The organism is Paenibacillus sp. UNC217MF (assembly GCF_000686865.1).
Classification (GTDB): Bacteria; Bacillota; Bacilli; order Paenibacillales; family Paenibacillaceae; genus Paenibacillus_B; species Paenibacillus_B suaedae.
Genome location: NZ_JMLT01000046.1, coordinates 1 through 1,565 on the forward strand (window position 1 = coordinate 1; position 1,565 = coordinate 1,565).

The following is a 1,565-nucleotide window of genomic DNA, read 5'->3' on the forward strand; positions in this document are numbered from 1 at the left end:
GGCTTTACGCAAGAAGAGCTGGATGCGCTCATGCAGCGGAGTGAAGCGTTAGGCGAGATCGAAGATGTGTACGCGCTGACGCCGATGCAGCAAGGGATGCTGTTCCACAGCCGCCTGGACCCGCAAGCCGGCGCCTACGTGAATCAGATCCATCTGACCCTGCAAGGCGAGCTGCAGCCGACAGCGTTTGAACAAAGCTGGCAAACCGTCGTACAGCGGCATGCGGTGCTGCGAACGAGCATCGACAGTGAGTGGCGAAATGAGCCGCTGCAAGTCGTGTACCGGAAGCGGCCGTTTACAATCGCTTATCGCGATCTGTCGATGTACGACGCGGGCAAGCAGGCTGCTAGCATAGCACAGTGGAAGTCGGACGACCGGAAGCAAGGCTTTGCGGTAGCGTCGGAGAGCCTGATGCGTGTGTCGGTGCTCCGCACAGGAGAGCAAACCCACGAGGTGTTATGGAGCTTCCATCACCTGTTGATGGACGGTTGGTGCTTGCCGCTGGTGATGGAAGAAGTGTTGGGGATTTACAACGCCTTGCGCGCCGGAGAAGAGGCGCCGTTGCGCAGCGTCCGCGCGTACCGCGACTATATCCGCTGGCTGTCCGAACAGGACGGGAATTCGGCACGAAGCTACTGGAAGGAGCAGTTGGAGGGCAGCGAAGCGCTGTCTGCGCTGCCGAAGCGGCAGCGTCAGACGCAAGGATATGAAGCGGCGCAAGGATATGAAGCAAAACGTGTGAGCTGGATCGTCCCTCGGGAGCAGAGCAAAGCCATCGCGCTGGCGGCTACTGCGCACGGCGTAACGGTGAGCACGCTGCTGCAAACGGCATGGGGCCTGGTGCTGCACGCCTACAGCGGCAGCCGGGATGCGGTATTTGGCGGCGTCGTGTCGGGCAGACCGGCAGACCTGCCTGGCGTGGAAGGAATGATCGGACTGTTCATCAATACGCTGCCTGTCCGGGTAACGTGCGATGGACAGGAGACGGTTGCGGATCTGCTGCGCCGCATGCAGGGGCAGGCGCTTGCTTCGCAAGGGTACGCCTACTATCCGCTGCATGAGATCCAGGCGCAGTGCGCCGGAACGAGAGAACTGTTCGACCATATTCTTGTGTTCGAGAATTACCCGATGCAAACAGCGCAGGCGGAAGCGTCAGCGGATGCAAGCGGACTGGAAATTACGGGGGTTCAAGCGGACGAACAAACGAATTATGACCTGAATGTGATGATTCAGCCGGGAGAAGAGCTGCATATTCATTTCGATTACAACGGACAGGTGTACGAGCAAGGCACGATGGAACGATTGCAAGGTCATTGGATGCGGATGGTAGAGCAGATCGTGTCCACCCCGAACGTGGCGGTAGACAAGCTGGAACTGCTGACGGCCGAAGAGCGGGAAGAGCTGCTGGCGACATTCAACGATACGGCGATGGAGCTGCCTGCGGAAGCGACGGTACATGGGCTGTTTGAACAGCAGGCTGCACGAACGCCGGAGCAGCCGGCACTCGTAAGCGGAGAGGCGGTATGGACGTACGGCGAGCTGGAGGCGCGAGCCAACCGCATCGC

At 59.9% G+C, this 1,565-nt stretch carries 1 protein-coding gene; it reads left to right on the forward strand.

Annotation, left to right across the window (positions count from 1 at the left end; translation table 11 throughout):
- Nucleotides 1-1,565, forward strand: a 1,565-nt coding sequence (locus tag BP95_RS30605) for a condensation domain-containing protein (protein WP_036667215.1), incomplete at both ends; no start/stop codon positions are given.